General features: G+C 48.1%; 22 protein-coding genes and 1 other RNA gene. 10 read left to right on the forward strand and 13 right to left on the reverse strand.

Annotated features, from left to right (window positions below; all coding sequences use genetic code 11):
- Window positions 1–17: 17 nt before the first annotated feature.
- Entirely contained in the window at window positions 18–620 is a 603-nt protein-coding gene (locus H6780_02580; protein ID USN88364.1) for an arylesterase, read from the reverse strand.
- Between the two features lie 112 nt (window positions 621–732).
- Here H6780_02580 and H6780_02585 point away from each other — a divergent pair, with 112 nt between their 5' ends.
- Both H6780_02585 and H6780_02590 read left to right on the forward strand, forming a co-directional pair.
- Window positions 733–1740 carry a hypothetical protein gene (locus tag H6780_02585; protein ID USN88365.1) on the forward strand — a complete coding sequence of 336 codons (1008 nt, stop codon included), beginning with the start codon at window positions 733–735 and terminating at the stop codon, window positions 1738–1740.
- Window positions 1741–1830: 90 nt separating this feature from the next.
- Window positions 1831–2535 carry a hypothetical protein gene (locus H6780_02590; protein ID USN88366.1) on the forward strand — a complete coding sequence of 235 codons (705 nt, stop codon included), beginning with the start codon at window positions 1831–1833 and terminating at the stop codon, window positions 2533–2535.
- A gap of 2 nt (window positions 2536–2537) precedes the next feature.
- On the opposite strand, the gene H6780_02595 is transcribed toward H6780_02590, so the two are convergent.
- Window positions 2538–2948, reverse strand: a complete 411-nt coding sequence (locus H6780_02595) for an SET domain-containing protein (GenBank protein ID USN88367.1) — start codon at window positions 2946–2948, stop codon at window positions 2538–2540.
- Window positions 2949–3016: 68 nt separating this feature from the next.
- On the opposite strand from H6780_02595, the gene H6780_02600 reads away from it, so the two are divergent.
- The 3 genes from H6780_02600 (at window position 3017) to H6780_02610 (ending at window position 7926) form a co-directional block, all read left to right on the forward strand.
- A complete protein-coding gene (locus H6780_02600; protein ID USN88368.1) occupies window positions 3017–5380 on the forward strand; it encodes a phosphoketolase family protein in 2364 nt (787 codons plus the stop codon).
- Window positions 5365–6552 carry a hypothetical protein gene (locus H6780_02605; GenBank protein USN88369.1) on the forward strand — a complete coding sequence of 396 codons (1188 nt, stop codon included), beginning with the start codon at window positions 5365–5367 and terminating at the stop codon, window positions 6550–6552. The genes H6780_02600 and H6780_02605 overlap by 16 nt, the downstream gene beginning before the upstream one ends.
- A 63-nt stretch (window positions 6553–6615) precedes the next feature.
- Window positions 6616–7926 carry a PAS domain-containing sensor histidine kinase gene (locus tag H6780_02610; GenBank protein ID USN88370.1) on the forward strand — a complete coding sequence of 437 codons (1311 nt, stop codon included), beginning with the start codon at window positions 6616–6618 and terminating at the stop codon, window positions 7924–7926.
- A 37-nt stretch (window positions 7927–7963) separates the two neighbouring features.
- Here the strand turns inward: H6780_02610 and H6780_02615 are convergent, their stop codons facing one another.
- Window positions 7964–8335: a response regulator transcription factor gene (locus H6780_02615; protein USN88371.1), complete on the reverse strand. Its 372-nt coding sequence runs from the start codon at window positions 8333–8335 to the stop codon at window positions 7964–7966.
- 121 nt (window positions 8336–8456) lie between these two features.
- On the opposite strand from H6780_02615, the gene H6780_02620 reads away from it, so the two are divergent.
- Window positions 8457–9074: a hypothetical protein gene (locus tag H6780_02620; protein USN88372.1), complete on the forward strand. Its 618-nt coding sequence runs from the start codon at window positions 8457–8459 to the stop codon at window positions 9072–9074.
- 73 nt (window positions 9075–9147) lie between these two features.
- Here the strand turns inward: H6780_02620 and H6780_02625 are convergent, their stop codons facing one another.
- On the reverse strand, window positions 9148–9834 hold the full coding sequence (locus H6780_02625; protein USN88373.1) for a hypothetical protein: 687 nt from the start codon (window positions 9832–9834) through the stop codon (window positions 9148–9150).
- 281 nt (window positions 9835–10115) lie between these two features.
- A complete protein-coding gene (locus H6780_02630) occupies window positions 10116–11333 on the reverse strand; it encodes a hypothetical protein (GenBank protein ID USN88374.1) in 1218 nt (405 codons plus the stop codon).
- Between the two features lie 118 nt (window positions 11334–11451).
- Between H6780_02630 and H6780_02635 the strand changes: the two genes are divergently transcribed.
- Together H6780_02635 and H6780_02640 are read left to right on the forward strand one after the other, a co-directional pair.
- Entirely contained in the window at window positions 11452–11832 is a 381-nt protein-coding gene (locus tag H6780_02635; protein USN88375.1) for a hypothetical protein, read from the forward strand.
- A 75-nt stretch (window positions 11833–11907) separates the two neighbouring features.
- Window positions 11908–12222 (forward strand): hypothetical protein, encoded by a 315-nt coding sequence (locus tag H6780_02640; protein ID USN88376.1) that lies wholly within the window; start codon window positions 11908–11910, stop codon window positions 12220–12222.
- An 85-nt stretch (window positions 12223–12307) separates the two neighbouring features.
- Here H6780_02640 and H6780_02645 read toward each other — a convergent pair whose 3' ends face one another.
- On the reverse strand, window positions 12308–12544 hold the full coding sequence (locus tag H6780_02645) for a hypothetical protein (GenBank protein USN88377.1): 237 nt from the start codon (window positions 12542–12544) through the stop codon (window positions 12308–12310).
- A gap of 226 nt (window positions 12545–12770) precedes the next feature.
- Here H6780_02645 and H6780_02650 point away from each other — a divergent pair, with 226 nt between their 5' ends.
- Window positions 12771–13307 carry a hypothetical protein gene (locus H6780_02650; GenBank protein USN88378.1) on the forward strand — a complete coding sequence of 179 codons (537 nt, stop codon included), beginning with the start codon at window positions 12771–12773 and terminating at the stop codon, window positions 13305–13307.
- Between the two features lie 63 nt (window positions 13308–13370).
- Here H6780_02650 and H6780_02655 read toward each other — a convergent pair whose 3' ends face one another.
- The 5 genes from H6780_02655 to smpB form a co-directional block, all read right to left on the reverse strand.
- The gene (locus tag H6780_02655; protein USN88379.1) at window positions 13371–14183 is read right to left on the reverse strand and encodes a hypothetical protein; all 813 of its coding nucleotides are present in this window, start codon (window positions 14181–14183) and stop codon (window positions 13371–13373) included.
- Between the two features lie 318 nt (window positions 14184–14501).
- Window positions 14502–15296 carry a hypothetical protein gene (locus H6780_02660; protein USN88380.1) on the reverse strand — a complete coding sequence of 265 codons (795 nt, stop codon included), beginning with the start codon at window positions 15294–15296 and terminating at the stop codon, window positions 14502–14504.
- 177 nt (window positions 15297–15473) lie between these two features.
- Window positions 15474–15869, reverse strand: a transfer-messenger RNA (tmRNA) gene (gene ssrA, locus H6780_02665).
- Window positions 15870–15997: 128 nt separating this feature from the next.
- Complete coding sequence (locus H6780_02670) at window positions 15998–16216, reverse strand: hypothetical protein (protein ID USN88381.1); 219 nt, start codon at window positions 16214–16216, stop codon at window positions 15998–16000.
- A 48-nt stretch (window positions 16217–16264) separates the two neighbouring features.
- Window positions 16265–16714, reverse strand: a complete 450-nt coding sequence (gene smpB, locus H6780_02675; protein ID USN88382.1) for an SsrA-binding protein SmpB — start codon at window positions 16712–16714, stop codon at window positions 16265–16267.
- A gap of 321 nt (window positions 16715–17035) precedes the next feature.
- On the opposite strand from smpB, the gene hflB reads away from it, so the two are divergent.
- A complete protein-coding gene (gene hflB, locus H6780_02680; GenBank protein ID USN89256.1) occupies window positions 17036–18940 on the forward strand; it encodes an ATP-dependent zinc metalloprotease FtsH in 1905 nt (634 codons plus the stop codon).
- 47 nt (window positions 18941–18987) lie between these two features.
- On the opposite strand, the gene H6780_02685 is transcribed toward hflB, so the two are convergent.
- Both H6780_02685 and H6780_02690 read right to left on the reverse strand, forming a co-directional pair.
- Window positions 18988–19677 carry an ABC transporter ATP-binding protein gene (locus H6780_02685; GenBank protein ID USN88383.1) on the reverse strand — a complete coding sequence of 230 codons (690 nt, stop codon included), beginning with the start codon at window positions 19675–19677 and terminating at the stop codon, window positions 18988–18990.
- A gap of 1 nt (window position 19678) precedes the next feature.
- Window positions 19679–20926, reverse strand: coding sequence for an ABC transporter permease (locus H6780_02690; GenBank protein ID USN88384.1), 1248 nt, complete (start codon window positions 20924–20926; stop codon window positions 19679–19681).

Consider the following 20926-nt stretch of genomic DNA (forward strand, 5'->3'; position numbering starts at 1 on the left):
GGCACGCCGGGGTGTCTTTATAGAGCCGCTTCAACTTCGAGCAGTATCCGGTCAGCTGCAATTTTGTACCCAGCATCGTTGGGATGAATGAGGTCGCTCATATATTCGGCGCGGCCGATTAGTCCAGAAAGAATATTGGGTACGTAATACGTGCGGTATGTACGAGCCAAGCGTTCATATTCTTTCTCGTATTGATTGCTGTAGAGGCCACCTGGCTCGCCAACGAGGACGACAGCTGCGCCAGTGCTTTGGATGGTCTGGATAATTATTTCTAGATTGGCAAAGGTGTCTCCAACAGGAACTCGTTGAATTGCGTCATTGCCGCCGAGCAAGATAATCACTACTTTCGGATCGGCGGCAATGACAGTATCAATACGTGCAAGACCATCAGATGTGGTGTCACCAGAAACACCGAGATTGATTACTTCTGGTTCAATCGATGTTGCTAATCGACTGGTGATGTCCTTGCCTGCTGATGATCCCATTCCGGCAGCAAGACTGTCGCCAAAGACCACTACGGTGCTGCCGGCCGTTGGGGGGAGAGGCGCTGGCGTTGGCCAGAGGAGCCAGGCAGTAAGCGCAACTGCTACGGTGAGTATGGTGAAGACTGCTTTATTCATGTAGATAGTATGACACAAGCGCGGCACCCTTTGGGTGCCGCGCTTCCGCTAGCATTTATTAGCACTTCTGATATGCTGCTTGGCAGAAGAAATTTGATTGAGGAGGTTTGCCATGGGAGTACACTTTCATGAAGAACAGTGTCGAAAATTTATTGACGCGACAATCAGGGCGTATCGCTTGCCGGCCGGACTATATGTCGGTGTGCATCACGATATGCCAGCTGCCAGTGTGCAACGGCGGTTTGTGCCTGTTGGCATAGAATTGGGTGGCGAATCACATATCATGTGGCTCACGATTGTCAATTTTTTCGACTCGATGAGCGAAAGTTATCAGGTGCATGGAGCAGCTTGGGCGAAATTTGGCCGAGGCGATTTGTTCAAAGGGGCCAAGGTGGATCACTTGTTTGACAAGCGAGTACGTACGCTTTCTATCAAAGAGCTCCAAGCTTTGTTTAGACAAATCGGCTTTTCGTTTCCTGGTGATCGTGCAAAACGGTTTAAAGGGTTCGTGCAAGATTTGTACGGACCGGTTATTCAAGGAGATCCGCGACGTATTTTTACGGAGTTGGGCGGAAGTATAGATGAGATTTACAAGCGGATAACACGTGGTAAATCAAAAATGCTTCCGGGGTACGGACAAAAATTGCTTTCGCTGTTGGCGCTTTACTTCTATGAGTTTGGTGTGCATGCAGAGATGTTTCCGGGTGCCTACCCGGCCGATCGACATGTACAACGACAGCTCATCCAAAGCGGTGTGATAACCATTGATGCCACCAAAGGATCGGTTGATGCAGCACATGTGATTGCCGAGATAATCCGCACCAGACTCATTCCTTTGCTGGCTGAGCTGGGGGTGTCGGTGCTGGAGTTTTCTCACGCCCAGTGGTTTTTGGGAAATCGACTCTGTCGTCACTGTGCTTCGTGGGTAGCCGAGAAGCGGACGGGAAAGATTGATCACGCGTGTCCGCTTTGGAAGGATGGTGCGCTTGGTGGCGGATTGTGTGAAGGAGGTAGAGGTACGTCTGACTACCACAGGGTGGGAAGATGGAAAGCGCTATCCCAGCCAAAATCTAATAAAAATGCAAAATATCTGGGTCAAGAAAGACTCTTTGAAGACTAGAGGTTCGCCTCTAGTTTTTTTCTGTCTGTCTACATCAAATGCTTTTTTTACTATGTGTTCTGGTTGGTGGATGGTACAATTTCTGAGATTATGCCTCGTTCAGCGGATGAACTAGATAACTCAGAAGATCGTACCTCAAGGAGACGAGCGGCTGCGTCGCGCGTAACCGCACGTCGAGGAGTTGCGCGTAGCACCAATCGCCGAGTGACTCGTGCACGGGCCATTACAAAGCCAGAAGTGGTTGAAGAAGAAAGAAGCGTTCCTCCAGTCAGTGAAGACGCTGGGTCAGTGTCGCGAAAAGCTCCAACTGGCATCAGCGATGAAAAGGCGCTTGAACGAAGAAGGCAAACGCGGTTGATTATCATCGGCGTGTTAGTAGCAATTGGGGTAGGTGCGTCGGCTGCAGTCGGGTTTACGGATGAAGGAGAAATCGATGTATTAAAAACTATCGAAGCACGTAATGAGCGTATCCGTAATAATCAGGCAACAGAGCAAGATGTTCTTACGACTACTATTGAAGTGCCGGTGCAAAATACTAATGAGCGCAAGGTTGATGGCGGACTGAAGGGGCGCGGCACCGGAGGTGCCGCGCCGGAACCACCAGAAGAGGTTGCTAGTACAACTGCCAGTTCCACCGACGTAACTGCGTCAAGTACGGATGCAACCGCCAGCTCAACAGATGCTGTCATTGAAGAAGAGGAAGAGGTTGCTGCAGATGAATCAGATGCGCCTAGTGCTGACACAGCAGCGGCGCGTCCGGAGGACGCGCCGCTCGAGGAGGAAATAGCGCAGTAGCGCTATTTTTTATTATCTGCGCTGCATTTCTCGCAACGGCAGCCCATCGGCTTAATGATTTGCTTGAAGTAGTCTTTGCCGTAGTGGTAGGTTAATTCTTCGCCAGGCGCAATTTTGCGTTTGGTATGAATAAATACTTGCTTCTCGTCGTCTGAGAGCTCGGCTTCGCAGTTTGGTTTGCAGCTGTGGTTTAGGTAGCGGGCGGTATTTTCGCGACCTTTACCATCAATGGTCCGCGCATCGTTAAGTTCAAAGAGATACTTGCCACCGCGTCGCTGCGCTTCCTCGTCAGTGATAATTTCCCCGGTGTACTCAATCACGAGTTCGCCTTTTTCATACGCTTCGGTTGCAAAGAGTCCGAGTCCAGCACTGCTCCTACCAACGCGAAATTTTTTGCTGCCAGTTTTTTTCATGTCGCGGGTAGTATACCAGAGTCATCTTTGCACAGGAGTGGAAAACTCAAATCGTAAAAGCTGCTAGAATGTGGGCAATGAGTGATGTTCTTGAAAAGTTCGTTCGCGCTGCCAATTATTTGTCAGCTGCGCAAATTTATTTAAAAGATAATGCATTATTAGCCGAGCCACTTCAGTCTGAGCATATTAAGCCGCGACTCTTGGGGCACTGGGGTACCTGTCCAGGTATCAACTTTACCTACGCTCATCTCAATCGGGCGATAATTGCGCACGATGTCGAGATGATGTTCGTGCTTGGTCCGGGGCACGGCTTCCCGGCGGTACAGGCCAATCTCTTCCTCGAGGGGACGTTATCGAAGTATTTCAAAGACATCACGCACAACTCAGCGGGCATTGCGCACATGGCGCGCATGTTCTCGTGGCCATATGGCTACCCAAGTCACAGCAACCCAGAGGCGCCGGGCGTTATCCTTGAAGGTGGGGAGCTTGGCTACTCACTCTCTACCTCATACGGTGCCATTCTCGATAATCCAGATTTGGTCGTGGCGTGTCTCGTTGGTGACGGTGAAGCTGAGACTGGTCCAACGGCCACGGCGTGGCATTTAAATAAATTAATCGACCCGGGCAAGAATGGCGCGGTGTTGCCAATCTTGCACCTCAATGGCTACAAGATTTCTGGCCCAACATTTTACGGACGCATGAGCGATGAAGAGCTCAAGGCGCTCTTCTGGGGTTACGGGTATGAACCACACTTTGTGGATGCGTATGTTGAAGAAGACGTACATGGTCGCATGATGGAGGTGATGGACGAGGCGATTGAAGCGATTCGTTTTACGCAGCACTGCGCGCGTGAGGGGACGCTGCATGAGAATCCTCGTTTTCCAATGATTGTTTTGCGTACACCAAAGGGCTGGGGCAGTATCGATTATATTGGTGAAAATAAAATTGAAGACAACTGTCTCTCACATCAAGTGATTGCTGACCAGGCAAAGACTGACGAAGGGCAGCGCAAGCAGCTCGAAGACTGGCTTCGTTCGTATCGATTCCATGAGCTATGGGATGGCGAGAAGTTCGATGATGACATCATGAGCCTGATTCCGCGCGAAGGTCGTCGTATGGGTGATACGCCACATGCTCGTGGCGGTGACCCAGTCTACAAGCCGCTCGTTTTGCCGAAGGTAGAAGACTACGACAAAGAGCAGATTTGTAATCTTGACGAACCAATTTGTGGTACCGAAAGCGGTATGGAAAAGATTGGGTCGTACTTGCGTGATGCTATGAAGCTCAACGCTGACAATCGTAATCTTCGTCTCATGTCGCCAGATGAGACCTACTCGAATAAGCTAAGTGCTGTTTTTGAAGTGACTAAACGTGCCTTTGTGTGGCCACATAAGGAATGGGATCGTGATATGGCGTGGGATGGTCGCGTGCTTGAGATGCTGTCTGAGCACTCACTCCAGGGGCTTTTACAGGGTTATGTGCTCACGGGTCGTCATGGCGTGTTTGTGTCATATGAAGCCTTCGTGCAGATTGTGGCGAGTATGACCGATCAATATTCAAAGTTTCTCAAAATTGCCCGTGATGTGAAATGGCGTGAAGCCTTCCCGTCACTCAACTACATCCTTACCTCAGGTGCGTGGCGTCAAGAGCATAACGGCTTCTCACACCAAAACCCTGGCTTTATCGATGGGGTCTTGCAGCGACAGGGATGCTACACCAATGTGTACTTTCCAGCCGACGCCAACTCAGCACTAGTGGCATTTGAGCGCATGATGAAGTCAACTAAGGAGATTAATGTGCTGGTGTGTGAAAAACGACCGCTCCCAGTCTGGCGTACCATTGATGAAGCCAAGCGTGACATGGAAGACGGTGTGGCAATTTGGGATTTTGCCAGTGATGAAGATCCACACATGGTCTTTGCGGCGGCAGGGGACTACCCAACACTCGAGGCGCTTGCAGCTATTAGTTTGGTCCGTCAGATGGTGCCGGCGATGCGCATGCGCTTTGTAAATATTTCTTCACTGTCAGCGCTTGGTATTGGCAACTCAAGTTGTCGCGTACTTCGTCATGACTTCAAACACTATTTCACCGAAGAGCAGCCAGTCTTGGTTAATTTCCACGGTTACCCACAGACGATGAAACAGGTGCTCTTTGATTACGCTCAGAACCCAGATCGTTTCATTGTGCATGGGTACGAAGAAAGCGGCTCAACTACTACACCATTTGACATGATGGTGCGAAACCGCGTCGATCGTTACCACCTAGCGATGGAAGCCTTTGCAAAAGCTGCCGAGCAAAATGTGATTACTGAGACTGAAGCACAAAAGCTCATCTCAAGTTTCCAAGAGAAGTTGGCTGAACATCGTGCCTACGTAATTGAACACGGAGAAGATCTAGAAGAAATTACAAACTGGGTATGGCAACAACGTTAGTTGTTAATCCGGGTAGCTCATCTAGAAAATATGCGCTGTACGAGCGCGGGCAAGTGGTGTTGGAGCTTCGGTTTGAAGATACTAATTCTGGCTTTGAAATGTGTTCACAGGTGTCGGGGACACAGCAGATTTGTGAAGCGGTTTCAAAAGATGATTTTACTGAAGCGTTTGCACGAGTAGAAGATGCAGTGAACAGCTATCTGTTTCGTGAAGGGCGGGGGAGACGTCTTGATAACGTTGTGGTACGAGTTGTGGCGCCGGGAACTTTTTTCCAGCGACATGCGGTGATTGATGACGCGTATGTTGCTGAGCTCAAAAAGAAAGTCACGGTAGCACCACTACACGTACCACACATTCTGCGTGAAATCGAAAGTGCGCAAAAGCATTTTAAGCAGGCGCGCTTGATTGCTGCATCTGATAGTGCGTTTCATAGCGAGATTCCACTGGTAGCACGTGAATACAGTATTCTTCGAGAAGATGCCAATGAGTTTGATATTCATCGCTTTGGGTATCATGGACTGTCAGTTGCTTCTGTGGTGCGTCGTATTCATGCGCTTATTGGTCTTGATCCTGAGCGACTGGTGGTTTGTCATATTGGTAGCGGTACGAGTGTAACGGCGGTGAAAAATGGCAAGAGTGTTGAGACCTCTATGGGCTTTGCCCCTGCCACTGGACTTCCGATGGGGAGTCGGGCGGGAGATGTAGATACAGCAGCGCTCTTGGAATTGATGCGAGCAAAGCACTGGCGGCCGAGCGAAGCTGAGATGTATATCAATACCAATGGTGGCTTTGCTGGTATGGCTGGCGAGTCTGATATCCGACGCTTGCTCGATCGTCGCTCAAAGAATGATGCCGTGGCGGCACAGGCACTTAACGTGTTTGCCTATAATATGCAAAAAATGATTGCAGCTCAGACGGTCGCGCTTGGCGGCCTTGATGCGATAGTGCTCACGGCCACTGCGGCCGTGCGCAGCTCTGAGCTTCGTGCGCTTATTTTACAAGGACTTTCGCATCTAGGTGTTCAGATGAGCAAAGATCGCAACGATCTCTTAGTGAGTAAGGAAGGAGTGATTAGTGTCCGCAACAGCACCGTGAAGGTGGTGGTAATGCGAACTGATGAAATGGGAGAGATGGCTCAGGTGGCTGAGCAAATTCTGCTTGGGGTTGTGTAAATCCTAAATCTTCTTGGTTTGGATGATAGTATACTAGTAAGCTTCTGAGCGATTGATAATTTTATGTCTTGGTATCAAAAAAATCGTAAGCCACTCTTTCAGGCAATTCTTATATTTGTCCTGCTTTTTGGTTCAGTGGTGTTACTGACGCTTTACTATGATTTCACCAATATAGATCTTGGGGGATTATTGTTTCTGATGTCTTTCTTGTGTTGTGTTTTCGTGGCAAAAAATATCTATGACGTGACTCAGAATAGTGTAACCTCGGAAGAGCTTAAAAAAAGTGTTGCGCTCGATATGGCGGCTACGTCCGAAGAACTCTATGTACAGTTATATAAAAATAGTCCAGTTCCGTATCTTATCATCGATTTTGAGGGGAACATTAAATCTGCCAATATTTCTGCGGTACGCATGCTGGGAGTGGCGCAGCTTAAGGTAAAGGGTATTAATATTTTTAGTCGTTTGCAAAGTACTGAGCCCGAACATCTCGATTTACTGGTTGAAAAATACCGCAATGGTATCGCGGTGAGCGATGAAATGGTTCGAGTGAGGCGTCCCGATCACCGCGAGGTTTGGTCACTTTTGTCACTTTTTGGTTTTACCAATGTTAGTGGCGAACGGGTTGGCCTCATGACGCTGGTTGATATCACCAAACAAAAAAAAGCTGAGGATGCAAAATCAGAATTTGTTTCGTTGGCCTCACACCAATTGCGCACACCAATTGCTGGCATGAAGTGGAGCGCGGAGCTGCTTCTTATGGACGACTCAAATGCGCTCACAGAGCGTCAGCATAAGTACATTGATCGATTGCTTATCAGTATCATGCGTATGTCTCGACTGGTTGACGACTTCCTTCGTGTTTCGCGCTTTGAATTAGGTACTTTTAAGGCGGAATACACCACGGTGTCTTTGTCAGAACTGTTTGATGACATCATATCAGAATTGGCTGTTAAAGTTGATCAGAAAAAACTCATCGTGAAAAAGTTTTACGATGAGACCGTTGACGCAGTAGTTACTGATCAAAATCTTATCCGGATGATCGTCACCAACTTATATTCAAACGCAACCAAATACACCCGTGAGGAGGGAACTATCCATTTAGGATTTGGACGCAAGGATGACAGTCTGGTGATTACTGTGGCTGACAATGGTATGGGAATTCCGGCAGAAGACCAAGAAGAGATTTTCAGTAAATTATTCCGTGCATCCAACGCGGTTCGCAACGTGCCGGATGGGACAGGACTGGGGCTGTACATTGTTCGTGAAGCAGTTGCGGTACTAAAGGGTCAGGTTACCTTTACTACTACTGAAAATATTGGCACTACGTTTGAAGTTACTTTGCCGCTAGAGCTCTCGGCTGAAACAAAAAAGTAAGGGAAGAAGTAGTCGAGCCTAGTAAAAGAGCGCCTCTCTATGAGAGGCGCTCTTCGATTCGGGCGAGTAAATCCATGACGCTCCAGTTTGGTTTAAACAAAACATCCTCCAAAGGTAAATCAATATTTTTTGAAATGTTATCTACCGATTCAGAAGCGGTAAGCACCATGATTTTTGCTTTCGCACCCCAGTCGGTTTCGCGGATGCGTCGATATACTTCGTAACCATCAATATCAGGTAGACGAATGTCGAGCAGAATGAGGTCTGGTTTTTGCTCAATTGCCATAGCGACCCCCTCTCGTCCAGTTGGCGCTAACACTGCCTCGTAGCCTTTGATGCTTAGCATATCGAATAATGATTCTGCTAGGTACGGAGAGTCTTCAATGACAAGTATCTTTTTCTTTTCCATACGTATTAGTGTAACTCATTTTTAAGGTTTTTGGGTTTTTGGCTGTGGTCGCGCCCGGGTAGCAGCTGTCATTCACTACTGTTTTTGGTAAGAAAATGTGAGACAATACGTCAAAACTAATATGAAAAAACAATTTATTCTTTTGCTGATTATTGTACTGGCTCTTGTCGGTTTTTTTCTGTACAAGCAAGTAGTAAAACCACAGCTTGATAACCGTACTGTTGCTACGGTTGTTCCGGCTACTATTACTAATGAAACGCTTGGTTTTGGATTCACATTTCCAAGTGGTGAAGCGGGCTTTTCAATGATTGAGCCGCCGCTTCCAGAAGGGAGTGTCGATGGGTTGCAGAAGATTTATCTCATTATGGATACGCAGAGTTATCTGATGTACCAGCAAGGTGACGATGCTGAAACTCCGCCAGCAGTGAGCGTGTTTGTGTTCACGATGCCCGATATGGAAAGCGCTGACGGACTTGATAGACTTGGTAAGTTAAAATTGTGGGCAGAGACATACAGTCGATATTCATCGTACGCGCTCAAGACATCAGACATTGAGACGGTTGAGATGGATGGAATTAAGGCGATTCGCTACACTGCTGAAGGAGCGCTGTATAAACAACAGGTATATTTAGTGTCATATCAAGGCAATATCTACATGTTTGCGGGTCAGTACATCAATGATACAGACACAATTAGAGACATGTATCTTCAGTTAGTTGCTTCTGCGACATTCGATTAGTCTGCGACAGTTATGTGAAATATAAAGAAAGCGCGTGTCACAGGACACGCGCTTTTAAATATGGAGAACTGCATTATGCAACCCTCCGAAGGACTTCAAGTTCAGGTGCAGTATATTCCTGCGCCTGGGCTCGGCCGGTAATTTTGACCGTTTTGAACTGGTCTTTACCATGCTTTACCGTGATGCTGTACGGCAGTGCTTCGAACTGCACCCCAATTTTCTCCAGATGATTTGCCAGCAGCTCGCGAAGAACTGCGTAGGCTTCCTGGTAGTTGTGCTCATCAGCGTAGATGTGAATCGCGTCGGTGAGTACATTGAGGTAGCGGTTAATGCGACGCCGCTTCAGCAGGAACGGAATCACACGCATGGCGCGTCTGACCGTCTTGAAACGGCGAAGCGGCCCAAGCCACGTCGGCAGCTCCAGGCGATCAACCCGGATACCGAACCGACTAATCTCGATTGCGCCAGCTGGGATTTGATTGGTCGGCAGACCGTTTTCCCGTAGCACTTCTTTGACGGGCACTTCAATCAGCTCGTCTTCGATGATGATGCGGCAGCCGGCGACAACAACGCCACCTTCGACCAAAATGACAAACACGCTGTGCGCGTCGTATTGGTCGAAGCCTCCTTTGGGTTCCCACTTGTGCTTGTGCACATAGTGGTCGTCTCTGATTGTGATGTACTGGTGAATGAAATGCTCACCCTCCTCGTCACCGAGGCTGGTAAGCCAGACTTCGATGTTGCCATGGTTGTGGAGCATTTTCATGCGGTCACCCCTTCGGTGAAAATTTTTGTACTCGATTGATGGGAGAACCTCCCACCGCGAGAAAAGGGGAGGTTCCGCCTTTCCAAGAATGACAATAACAAATGTCACCTCAGAGCTGAAGCGACCCTATCATATATGTTGACAAATGTCAACATATATTTTGCATAAAAAAGAAACTGAGTAATTTTCTGTTGAAAATAAAGACTGTTTTTGTGTCCTGATTAGGTAACTGTTATGCGCTCTAGTCAATATGGGGGAAACTTATGTGGTCTAATTTAGTTCATATCGATAATCAAGCCGCCCCAGGTAAATTCTTGAGCTCCTTGTCCAATGCCTGTTTCTGGGTGGTAGTTTTCCCGAAAGCCGCTCTGTGTAATAAGTTTTTTACTCTGCTGCTTTAGTTCATTCGCCAAATCAGTAAAGCCGTTTCGCTTAAGTCCGTGGTATACGCACCAGTTACTCGCCATCCAGATTGAGCCGCGCCAGTCTGGATGTTGCCATGGTTGACCCCAAGCTGGTTCTGCAGGGTTGTATGTTGGGTCTGTGCTGCTTACTGTAGGGAGTCGAAATGGAGTCGAAAAGCCAGGTGAGAGATAGTGGGTTTCAACGATTCGTTTTGCCTCAGCTTTAGTATATTGGCCGGTCAGAAGTGGTGCAAAGTGTGACCAAGAATCAACGGTAGTTACCTTCTGTTCTTTCGCTCCATACAAACTACGATACACGGTACCGTCAAACATATGTTCGCGCATAGCAGTAGCGATTTGATGACGATTGACTGCTAGTTGTTTGGCAATTGGCCGATCATTTAGTTCGGTGGCGATATGTTCCAATGCTTCAGTGTTAAGTATCATAAAGACATTGAACGGCACATCCTCTACCCAGAAGGACGTGGCGGTGCAGCCTACGGCGTCAAATCTACATTCTCGATGAACATCAAATAACGCAACACGTTTTTCTCGGTGCACTGCGACGTCATGCTGCGAAGGAAGGTTCAGAGCCTCATCAAAGCGCGGTGAGTTGTCTTCACCAGATTCGTCAGGATTGATAATTCCAAGTAAGGAGCGCCCTGGTTGTTGTCGATTAATCAGATAATGGTGAAATCGGAGCAGGTGCGGGTAAAGCTGTTCCAGCCAATCGCGATTTTTAGATGTCTGGTAGACACGCCAAGCGGCGTACGCTATAAGCGGTGGCTGTGTATGACTGCTGGTTTCTTGTACTCCCCAGTTGATTCGCATCACGTCAAGGTTTGATTCCCAGTACAATATGTGTGGAATCATCCCGTCATCCCACTGTTTGGTAATTAGTGATGATAGTTCCGCTTCAGCAGCAGCCGGCTCAAGATGGGTGAGTATAATTGCATGAAAGCAAGAATCCCAGAGCCACTGATACGGGTAAGAGTCTGGGCTCGGGGTGGTGTATTGGTTCCCGTTTTTCTGACGTCGATTCCGTTGTAGCAGTTGATGTATGGCTTGTTGTTGCACCAAGGAAAGCATTAGAAAAAGTATACCAACCCCGCTGTGATTACAGAGGAGTCTTGTCCGCAGGTATTGACAGGTTTATTTTTTAAGGTAAATATTTATACAGCTTTACGTTGTCAATCAGGAGGTTGCAATGACTATACGCAAGTCCCTGTGGTTGCCACGAGACTGGATATTTCCGTTTCTGTTCTTTCTGATTTCGTCTGCGTTTATTGGTGGAATCGTCGTGGGTGAGCGGTTGAGTCCGCTTTTTCACCTCAATCGCATCACGCAATATGGCTCGACTGAGTTTGGTCTTGCGTACGAAGATGAGTCGACTGCTCAATTGGATTGCACAAATGCTCAGGTAAGCATTCGCATCGTCCACAGAGTGAGCTCAGGCGATATGCTGTGTAGCAGCGCTCACGATTATTGCCTGTCAGTAACTTTGCTGAAATTTGTGAATTGTATTCCTGAGGATAACCGCATTTTTCTGGATAAACCACTTTTAATTCCAGAAGATGTTCCCGTGTAACGTACAAGTCTTCCGTCAAGACAGAGGACTTTGCTGCAAAGGCTATAACTGGAGGTACGCATGAAGCCGGAAATGATGTCGTGGGACGATGTCGATCGTTATTCGCTTATCGGTTGTGAGCTGGCGCATAAAAAAGGCGCTCAGAATCGGTGCGGTCAAATCAGTGCGGTGAACACAGCGGCGACAGATTTATTTGTAATTACGGTGGACTGGGACGCCGTGACCAGGGAGGAGTTTGAGGTGGTGCCGATGGAGAATCAGGTATTCAATGCCGGGTGCGGATGTATTACGTTTTATCACTCGGCACTCGGAACGGTCATTATCCGTCCACCAGCTTGCGCAAAAACGCCTCGTCTATGTGGTAGAGAAGCGCAGTCGTCGTTGTTTTAAAAAGCCCGGCAGTCAAAGACTGCCGGGCTTTAAAAAATGAAAGCCCGCCATAAATGGCGGGCGTGTACTGTGCAGCCTGATACGTTTAGTGGCCAAACATCGCTTTGGTGAAGCGGTCCGCTTCGGCGGCAGTCAGTTGTTTGCAGCTGCGCAGCTTGCCATCGAAGACAAGCATGTGGCAGTCCGGCTCGAAGATGACCTTGAAGGTGTTGTGTGCGTGTGACCGTTGAATGTACTGCTTGCAGCGGCTTGCTGCCGCTTCAATTCCCGTGACAGACGTAATCGATCCTTCCAGGTCAGACCATTCGATCTTATAAGACACATTGTTTCTACCGTGTTCGGTTCGGTACACCCTGATGTGAACGACAGACATTGCTGCTCCTTGTGGCGTTTACGTAACAATACCCATTGAAATAATAAAATATTTTTTTAAAATGTCAATATAAACCCATTCGTCACATAGACAAAAGGTGATTTAGCTATATATTTGTAAACGGCGACACCATGTCCCACTTGTTCTTATCAAAATTCAAAGAAGGAGAGTCTCAATGAAGACAGCAACGCAGTACTACCAAGCCATGCGTGAGTTCGATCACTCAGCTGCTGTGGCACTCATGCAGCGTGAGCATCCGGAGTTGTCCGCCGCTCAAGTTGACGAAGCATTTGATGCTTGGCTGCAGTGGATGGCCGGTCATGCCGTCAATCCGCATCAAGAACATACGTACGTCATGTTGCTCGGTCCGGTCGACGAAGCATTTCATGCGGCGGTGCTTTGCACTCGCTCGTACATGCAATTCTGCCAGTTTGAAGTTGGTTTTTTCGTGCATCATACGCCGGTTGCAGCTGAAGAAGCGCAGGCCCTGATTGACGAGGGGGCGGTGCACTACACCATTCAGTTTCTGCGTGAGCAATTCGGTCTCGATTTGTCGCCCGCGCTGGTGCGCTGGGAAAAAGACTTCGATGCTGGCAAGATTGGTCCGTCGGCAGTGTCTTGCAAGTTCGGCATGAATTCGTCGGCGGATGCAGAATTTCTGAGGCATTTCGGCCTGACCAGCTACACTGAACGTTGGCAACGGGCTGCATAGCAGTACTTTCTAGAACATCTCACCTACACAAAAGCCCCCTAGGGGGCTTTTACATTGCTCAGTTTACCGAGCGTTCTGTGCAGCGAGGAGTTGCAGTAAGACTGCAATCAGTTGCTGGAGCTGCTCAATTTGTTTAAGCATAACTGCCCGAGTTTTGTCGTCAGTAGACGAATCATCCTTTGTTGATTCATGCTCCTCTTCATCTTCTTCAGACTCGTCTTCGTCGTCATGCTCTTCCTCCATTTCTTCTGCTTCACTTTCGTCTTCTAGGTAATCCTCAATATCAAGTTTCAATTCGTCAAAGACTTCTTCGGCTAGTTCAGCTGCGTCATCCGCGAGATTTTCTGCTTCAGCGTAGTCTTTATCGTCATAGGCGTCTTCAGCATCATCAAAAAGATCGGCAGCCTGATCGTATAGTTCAGCTGCTTCGTCGTAGTGCAAGTTGTCACGGTCGGTGTCGTCAAGCACATCATCGGCGAGGTCTACCAATAGTTCCGCGTGCTTGATTGCTGCCTTAGCGTCTTGTTTCACTTCATCGTCAAGGTCATCGTAGGCCTCTTCGAGTAGTTCGTAGGCCTGTTCTGCAAACTCAAGTGCCTCATCCCAATCTTCATCTGCATCTTGTTTTTCTGCATCCTCTAGAAAATCATCAGCATCATCAAGTGAATCTTCTGCGTAGCCAATATAAAAACCTTCTTCATCGGCATATTCCATGAGGCTGATAAGGTCTGCTCGCAGTTCCTTAACGTCCTTAATCATGTCATTGGCTTCGTTCTCAAATTCCTCAGAACCAGCGAATGCAGTGCCAGCAAAAAGAGTAAGGGTGAGGAGTGCGACCAGCGCTCCAGAAAATGTGTGGGTACGTGTTATTTCCATACAAGTTAATTTAACTATTATTGTGAATTACATAATACAAAGTATTTTAGATTTATGAAGTCTTTAAATCCCGAGTTTGTTTTTTCGTTTCGCTCAGTTTCAAGGTATTATTTTGCAATCTGTACTTGAGACTCAAAATAAAACCACCGTATGGTGGTTTTATTTTGTTATGTGGAATACTTTGCACCAAGTTAAAACCTCTTTGATTGAAATGGAGTGTCCGAATTTTTTGAAGGTGGTGGATTTGTGGTGAGATAAAAGAAAACCGCCCGACCTTGTGAGCCGAGCGGTTCTCGGTCTCACCTTGGTCAGGCGGTGTCAGGCAGCAATGCCGTAGCGTTCAGCGATTATGGGAACGTGTTGCGCGTAGAAGTCGACGACTTCCGTGGCACGCTTGATGTACGCGACCTGGTTCGCGGCCAGTTCTTCCTCGGTCAGCGGCTCGACAACACCTTCACGGATTTGCTCTGCCAGTTCGGCAGGAAGCAGGTTGGCGAAGGCCTCGTCCTCGTGCTGTGCAAGCATGCGGCGCAGTCCGTAGAAGTCCGAACGCTTGAAGAGGGTGTTCTGGTCGGTCGTGCGGAAGTAATGACCGCCGTTGCTGCCGCCGTGTGTCCACGGCGCATTTGAATGGCAGTGCATCACCCAATCCCAGCCAGGACACAGCATCTTCGCCGAAATCCAGTCGTATTCGACGGCCTTGCGGTCGTCCGTCGCTCCGCCGACGTAAATCATGATTTCGTCGCCGATTTCGAAGTGCTTGACGCCGCGGAATTGCGGCAGAACGAACTTGATTTCGGTCGCGTCTGCACGGAGTTGGTCAAGCAAACCGATGAGCGCCGTCATGTTCCGTTGGATGAGTCCGCTCCGAGCGCCTTCAGCCCGAACTTCTTCGGTCAGCAGGCCTGACTTCGTTTTCTTCTTGCCGAGCTTGTCGATGGATTTCTGAACCTTGCCGAGATATTCGACCGCTTCAGCAACCTGGTCGGAAGCAGAAGACGAAATCGCGTCGATATTGGCAGAGCCGAGGGTCTTGCTGACGGCCTGGATACGCAGGGAAGGGAGTGAGAAAACAGCCGTAGCGTAATCCCACAAGTCTTGTTGGTTGGACATGTCATCGTCTCCTGTTGTGATGCCAAAATGGCGGGAACAAGTAGGCCAAATGGCCAGTTGCTGGTCGAACAATATAATGAAAGTGGTGTTTTGTAAATAGAGGTTCTAATTTCCAAACATCTCTCCAAAATAAAGCAAAACGAGCCTTATAATATAAGGCTCGTTTTGCTTCAGATTTGGTGGAGATGGGGGGAGTTGAACCCCCGTCCGAATTAGGGCGCGATTGCGAGTCTACAGTGCGTAGTTAACCTTTTAGTTTAAGGGTGATAGCTAGAAGATTAACCAAACACTATCACCTCGAGTTCATACAATTTAGACGTGCCTACGTGAACGGCGTAGGAATATCGAGCCTCATGGCTATTCTACCCGGGCAGTCGTATGAGACGTTTGACTTCCGAGCATCGCACCGGCGAGCGTTTATTTACGCAAAAGCGGGTGTGAATCCGAACGCGCGAGCGTAAGGACTTGGTACTGCTTTGTTTGCACGTACAGAGTGATCCGTCTTTACGAATTAGAATCATTTTCGACACTGCACACAACCGACACGACTAACCGTCGATGCCTAGCATCCCCTGAGTGATCGCGGGCGGGAATTTTCCGGAGGAAAATTCCCGCCGTGATCGTGAGCACTCAGGGAAGAATGTACAAATTTTGCTTAGCTACAAAGCAGTGGGCCGGACGACTTCGTCGTCCGGCAAAGATCAGTGAATCGTAGGCTGTTTGGCCGGCGGTTCTGGAACGTAATCGGGGTCGACCAAAGTGTCGACCGGAAGGGAAGCGGGTCGCTCTTGTGGCACTTCCTGCAGGTTTTCAGACGGAATCTCCGGTACTGATTCCACGCTATCAGTGTAGTCCTGACTCGTCTCTTCGTGGTCGATTCGTTCCATCGGACCACCAATGTCTCCAATATAGACACTCATGATGAGTCCTCCCAAAATGTGTGAGCACCATTGCTCACTGCTTTGTAGCTAATACTGATTTTTCAAAGTGCGGGCGATATCGCGTTTGCTGTCTCGCTCCTTCAAGCTCTCGCGCTTATCGTGTTTCTTTTTACCACGAGCCACGCCAATTTCGAGCTTGATATGCCTGTTATTATTATACAATTTAATAGGCACTATTGTCAAACGGTCCGTTTCGGACTGGCGCTTGAGTTCGGCAATCTGTTTCCTCGATAGGAGCAGTTTGCGTGGCCGGTCGGTTTCGTAGCTTTTGGGAGTATTGGGTGCTTGGTAAGGGCTGATAGTTGCTCCCACGAGAAAAGCTTCATCGCCACGAATAATCACATACGAGCCTTCGAGTTTTACCTTGCCAGTGCGGATAGATTTGGCTTCAAAACCGAAGAGCACTAAGCCCGCTTCGACAGTTTCTAAAATGTCGAAGTCGAAGCGGGCTTTGCGGTTTTGAATATATGTGGTCATAGAATTTGTCTTGCTACTCTAGCATGGCATCATTTGTATTCAAGCCACTGCTTTCTGTGGCGTGATTTATTTTTTGCGTAGCGTTTGCAGTCTATTTCTGTATAATAACCTGCACATATGAATAAGCCTGAAAATACTGAGAATAACAAAGAAAAAGAGCTGCAAACACCAGAAGAGTCACAAAAAAATGGTGTAGTGAAGCCTGATTCAAGTCGCAACGAGCCGCGTCCGATTCCTAAAGCTGATGACCCGAAAAGTCCGGCACGGTTGCGACAAGGGGGCAAAAAGTTACCGGTTGGTCCGGGAAACTTTTGGAACAACATGCTGTCGACATTGTTGCTACTTATCTTTATTACCGCCTTGTTTTCGTATTTAACAGAAAATAAAGCGACGGAACCAGATCAGCTGACTATCACTGACGTGGTAGAGCAGGTGAGGGCTGGGGAGGTGAAGGAGATTGTGGTGCGCGGCACTGAGCTTGAAGTGACATACGTCGATGAGACCAAAACACACGGTATTGCCAAGCGTGAAGTCGACGCGTCTATTTCTGAATCACTCACCAATCTCGGGGTTACTTCTGATGAGTTGGCGAACATTTCTATTGACGTGCAGCGTGAGACAGGCTTCTTGTATTGGTTTGGCCAGTTTGCGCCATTCATGTTTCCGCTCATTTTACTTGGTGTGATTATTTGGTTTTTCACACGCAGTGTAAAGGGGGCGGGTATGCAGGCGATGAGTTTTGGTTCTTCGAAAGCGCGCATGATTGATCCAAACGATCAAAATCAAAAAGTTACCTTCAAAGATGTGGCTGGGGCTAAAGAGGCCAAGCAGGAACTCGAAGAAATTGTTGATTTTCTCCGTAATCCAAAAAAGTTTCTCGATATTGGTGCGGAGATTCCAAAGGGAGTGATGATGATGGGTTCTCCGGGAACAGGTAAGACGCTCTTGGCGCGTGCAGTAGCCGGGGAAGCAGGTGTGCCCTTCTTCTCAATTTCTGGTTCAGAGTTCGTGGAAATGTTTGTGGGCGTAGGTGCGTCACGAGTACGCGACCTTTTCCAGATGGCAAAGAAAGCTGCTCCAGCAATTATTTTCGTAGACGAAATCGACGCGGTCGGCCGCGTGCGTGGTACGGGGGTAGGTGGTGGAAACGACGAACGTGAACAAACGCTCAATCAAATCTTGGTTGAAATGGATGGCTTTGAGCCAAATGCCAAGGTGATTGTGATGGCAGCCACCAATCGCCCGGATGTGCTCGATCCTGCGCTACTTCGTCCTGGACGGTTCGATCGTCGCGTAACGATTGATCTACCAGACCGCAAAGACCGCGAAGCAATTCTTGCGGTACATGCCCGCAAGAAGCCGCTGCAGGAAGATGTGAATCTAGAAATTATTGCACAACGTACTCCTGGCTTCTCGGGTGCTGATCTCTATTCACTCATGAATGAAGCAGCGATTCTTGCTGCGCGAGAAAAGCGCAAGCAAGTGGGACAATTTGATATCATCCGTTCAATCGAGAAGGTGATGCTTGGTCCGGAACGCAAAACACATGTGCTTTCGAAGTACGAGAAATTGGTGACGGCGTATCATGAAGTTGGACATGCGCTGGTCGCATCTGTTTTGCCGTACGCGGATCCGGTGCAAAAAATCTCTATTATTTCTCGCGGACGAGCCGCAGGCTATACACTTAAGCTTCCAGACCAGGATCGTCGCATGCATACCCGCAAGGAATTTCTTGATGATATCGCAATGACGCTCGGTGGATATGTGACGGAAGAAATGGTCTTTGATGATCTTTCAACCGGTCCGTCAAACGATTTGCAGGTAGTCGCTGCGATGGCGCGTGATATGGTAGCGAAGTACGGCATGAGTGAGAAGCTTGGTCCGGTAGCCTACGATGGTATGGGTGGTCGCCTCATTGGCGGCGGTATGTCAGAAGACCGTGCCTACGGTGCGCAGGTAGCCAAGACGATTGATGAAGAAGTGACACGTATCATCGAAGAAGGAAAAAATACTGCACGTGAAATTCTTACAAAGTATCGTACCGCGCTCGATGAAATATCTAAGAAGCTTGTTGAAGTAGAAACGCTTGAGCGTGAAGAATACGAGGCGCTTTTGAAGCAATACAATGTACCGATTAAGGATGCGTATGCTGAGATGTATAAAGAAGAAGAGAAGATTGGTGATCCGAGTCGGGGTCTAGAGATATTGCCAGAGACAAAAGAGTAGGCAAATAAATACATAAAACAGCGGGCCCGAAGGGCCCGCTGTTTTATTTACTGCAGCTGTTCCTCAGTGGTCACCTGGCCGTCTTCCATGTGAATGATGCGGTGGCAGTTCATGGCATACTCACGCTCATGTGTAACCATGACGATGGTTTGGTTGTGGTCGCGGTTTAGAGCGGTAATGAGATCAATTACTTGTTGACCAGAGACACTGTCGAGGTTTGCGGTAGGTTCATCAGCAAATAAAATCTTTGGTTTACCAGCTACTGCTCGTGCGATTGAAACACGTTGTTGTTCGCCACCGGAGAGCTCAGCTGGGAGGTTGGTGTATTTGCCGGTGAGTCCCACGCTATCGATTACCGCGCGCGCAATTTGCCTTGCTTCTTGCCAAGCGGTGCCGCGCATAAGTACAGGAAGCATAACGTTCTCTTCAGCGGTGAGATCTGGTACCAGCGCGTAATTTTGAAAAATATAACCAAGAGTGTTGAGTCGAAATGAAGTTTTTCCGCGTTCGTCAAGTTGTAGTACGTTAGTGCCGTTAATCAAAACGCTTCCTTCGGTTGGCTCATCTAATACAGAAAGCTGGTACATCAACGTCGACTTACCAGCGCCTGATTTGCCCATAATGGCAACAAATTCTCCCTCATGCACGGTAACATCAATACCTTTTAAAACATGTGTGGTAAGGTCGCCGCTGCCAAATGATCGGTGAATGTTATTTGCTTGAATAATAGGTTTCATATTATTTGCGACCTAAAATAGAATTAAGGGTGTTCTGACGAACAATCATCCAGGCTGGTAAGAGTCCGGCAAACAGGGTCACAATAAACAGTACCGTAAAACGTAAGAATGTTTCATCGGGAGGAGCGACCAGCACGCCGTCACTAAACGGAAATTTGATTGGGTTGCGCTCAAAGTATCCAATCAAGAAGCCGTAGGTGAGCAGGGCACCAAGACCTGAGCCGAGAATGGCGTAAAAGGCTGCTTGCAGAACGTAGGCGATTTCAATAGCGCGACGCTCAATGCCAATGCCTTTGAGAATCCCGATTTGCTGGCGACGGGAGAGTGCATTGATAAAGATGATGATAAAGATGGTGATTGAAGCCACCACAATGCCAATGGAGCCGATAAAGGTGCCGAGGAGATTCATGGTGTTTTTAATGTCGGTAATGAACTTCGGTTTTCCTTCATCAAAAGTTTGAATTTTGGCGTAGTTGCTTAATCCACCTGTAACAAGCGCGTCCTTTACTTGTGTGTCGGTAAACTCTGGTCGGGCTCGGACTACAATAATATCGGCATTTTGGTCAACGCGCCCAAAAAGGCGGCGAAACTCTCGCTCGGGAATGTAGGTGTTGAGTGATACTTCGTCCACCTTTGATTCAATGATGCCTTTGACGATAAATTCTTTCGATACATCACCGACGGTCAGACGAACGGTTTCTCCTGGATTGGCTATATTGAGTGTGTCAAAAATGTCACCAAATTTATCTGACGATTCCTGCAGGTAGTAATAGCCTACAAGTATATATCCCTCTTCGTTAGGGTTGAGATACTCACCGCGTACGACATTTTGACTGAGGTGTGACATATTGTCTTCAAGGAGTGGGTCGATGCCAGTGACGGTTACATTGGCAATATCTCGCTCGGCGCTTAAGTCTCGGCGCTCCTTGTAGTTTGCCTCTAAGGTGGCTCCAGCTTGGTAACGCACCGAATATGACTCAATTTCAGGGTAGCTGGCGAGCTCGCGCAAAACGGTCGGTGTTTCTAAAATATGATCTTCACCCTCTGGTTCTTTGAGAATAATATCGCCAAGTGACTCAGCGCGTACGGCACGTTCAGCACCAGTGATGAGTCCTACAAGCACACCTGAGACAGCGATCAGATTGAGAAAGGTGAGCATCATCACGAAGATAATAAGCAGCGTTGTCCATTTGTTGGCTCGCTGGATTTGTCGCCAAGCAAGTAGTGCACCGATGCGAAAGAGCTGCAT

It is taken from the genome of Candidatus Nomurabacteria bacterium (assembly GCA_023898565.1).
Taxonomy (GTDB): Bacteria; Patescibacteriota; Minisyncoccia; order Phycocordibacterales; family UBA918; genus OLB19.